Below are 2310 nucleotides of genomic sequence, written 5' to 3' on the forward strand. Positions count from 1 at the left end.
ATACAAGGTGTCACCCGGCTACTACCTCATCCCTCTCAAGACGGCGATCGTCCTCTGACTTCACCTTTTTGAGTTTCGGCTAAAACCTGCCGTGGATATTCTTTCCTATCTGCCGATCAGGGTCTCAGCGTTGAGATACTCTAGAGAGGCCTTCTCCAAAGTCTCGTCATCGAGGTTCTCGATGTGAGGGAAGGTGCCGATAATGGGTACTGGCGAGATTTTCCGGAGGACGGCAGGGTTGGTCTGCTCCGCAATGGTATTTTCCGGGGGTTTCCTGAAGTTGATGATGATCCCGGCAACCGTGATGCCCTCTCTCAGGGCATGGTTGACCGTAAGGAGGGTATGGTTGATCGTCCCGAGAGATGGGCTCGATACCACGACGAGCGGGAGCCCCAGTTCCCTGATCAAGTCAATCACAAAATAATCACGTCTAATCGGCACGAGAATGCCGCCTATGCCTTCGACAACAACTGTCCGGTATTTCTCGAGAAGAAGTCCGAATTCGCTCCTTATCACTCCTACATCGATCTCACGCCCCTCAATTTCCGACGCCACGAGTGGAGCGACAGGGGTCTCGAAGCAGTAAGGGGTTATATGGTTTATCGCCTCGTCCATTCGGGCTACCCTCTTGAGGAACATCCCGTCTGACGGAAAGAGTCCTCCTCCCACGCGGCTGCATCCCGTCTCGATCGGCTTCATGCCGCAGGACTGTATGCCCCGGACCTGCATGACCCTGATGAGCGCTCCTGCCACGATTGTCTTTCCGACACCGGTGTCGGCGCCTGTTATGAAATAACCCTTTGGCATTTAGTCGTTTTATGAATAAGTTTTCTATTCGCGAGAGGCGTTCGGCTCTCGGCAAGATAATAGCTGTCACCGCAGTTCAGCACTCAGAACGCCTTATTACACTCTGTACTTCAAATAGAGCAAGGTCCGCATTCGCGGACCGGCACATAACTCTGAATTCTTGCCATCGAGCCCAACGCCCCTCGGATTATTTATGAAGGAAATAGCCTATGAGCAAATCCTCGATTCGAGACTGAGAACCTGCCCCGTTATGTTCTTTGTCGTCAGAAAGCAGGCGATGAACCGTGCGACCTCATCGGGATCCGAGAGCCGGTTGAGCATGCTCTCTTTCCCCGCCTTTTCCATCGCTTCTTCAGCCCTTCTTCCCATCTCCGTCTCCATATATCCGGGAAGGATGGCGTTCACCCGTATGTTATGGCAGGACAATTCCCGGGCCGCGGAAAGGGTAAAGCCGATGACCGCTGCCTTTGAAGCACTGTACGCCGACTGCCCCGCACTGCCCCTCAATCCGGAGTAGGAAGAGATGTTGATAATGTGCCCGCCGCCTGATTCTGTCATAAGGGGTACAAAGGCCTTCACGGTATTGAAACATCCTTTGAGGTTAACGTCGAGGGTATCATCGAAATCACGCTCACGATACCCCATAAGCAGGCCGTCACGGGTGATGCCCGCATTGTTAATCAGGGCATCCAGTCTTCCCCACCGGGCTGAAACCTCTTCAGCCATCTTTTCCGTCTGCCGGAAATTTCTGACATCGGCCTTCAAGGGCAGAGACCTGTCGCCGATCAGCCGGACCGTCTCTTCAGCCTCGTTTTCTCCGGAGCGGTAATTGACGCCGATCGCGTATCCGCAGCCGGCGAGCGTCAGCGCTATCTGTCTGCCGAGCCCCCTCGACGCACCGGTTACGACCGCAACCGGTATCCGCGGCACCCGAACCTCCGGAGAAGCACTTTATCAGCCGTCAGAGACATCTGTTCTTAATCCTTCCGGGGAATTTGTCCCTATCATACCATATGCCTATCATGCTCGGTCATGGCCTTCGCCCTGAAGGAGGGCCTGTTGCTTTTTCGTCTCTTTTTCCTTTAATGTAAAAAGAAAAGAGACGCCCTTTGGAAGGTTACGGAGAGGGGTAAGAAGGAGGTTTTCGTGGTAACGATATCAGATACGGCAGCCGGAAAGGCGAAGGAGATTCTCACTGCGGAAGGGAAGGAAAACTGGGGCCTGAGGATTTATACCGCAGAAGGCGGTTGCTGCGGACCATCCTACGGAATGGACATAGACGAGAGGTCAACTGCGGAAGATGAGATCTTCGAAAAAGACGGCCTCAGGGTCTTCATGGATAAGAAGACCTCGAAGAACCTCGACGGTATGGTCATCGATTTCATCGACGACGGGGAGAGACAGGGCTTTGTCATCACCGGCGGGCAGCCGTCGTCTTCCTGCGGATCGGGCTGCAGCAGCTGCGGATAATACGCAGTCCCGAATAATGTTTCCTATCCATAG

At 53.8% G+C, this 2310-nt stretch carries 3 protein-coding genes; 1 reads left to right on the forward strand and 2 read right to left on the reverse strand.

Annotated elements, in window-relative coordinates; translation table 11 throughout:
• Positions 1–105: 105 nt before the first annotated feature.
• Complete coding sequence (gene bioD / locus VEI96_03040; GenBank protein ID HXX56956.1) at positions 106–807, reverse strand: dethiobiotin synthase; 702 nt, start codon at positions 805–807, stop codon at positions 106–108.
• A gap of 207 nt (positions 808–1014) precedes the next feature.
• On the reverse strand, positions 1015–1737 hold the full coding sequence (locus VEI96_03045; GenBank protein HXX56957.1) for a 3-oxoacyl-ACP reductase family protein: 723 nt from the start codon (positions 1735–1737) through the stop codon (positions 1015–1017).
• 216 nt (positions 1738–1953) lie between these two features.
• Here VEI96_03045 and VEI96_03050 point away from each other — a divergent pair, with 216 nt between their 5' ends.
• Complete coding sequence (locus VEI96_03050) at positions 1954–2277, forward strand: iron-sulfur cluster assembly accessory protein (GenBank protein ID HXX56958.1); 324 nt, start codon at positions 1954–1956, stop codon at positions 2275–2277.
• Positions 2278–2310: the final 33 nt, after the last annotated feature.

The organism is Thermodesulfovibrionales bacterium, from assembly GCA_035622735.1.
Lineage (GTDB): Bacteria > Nitrospirota > Thermodesulfovibrionia > Thermodesulfovibrionales > UBA9159 > DASPUT01.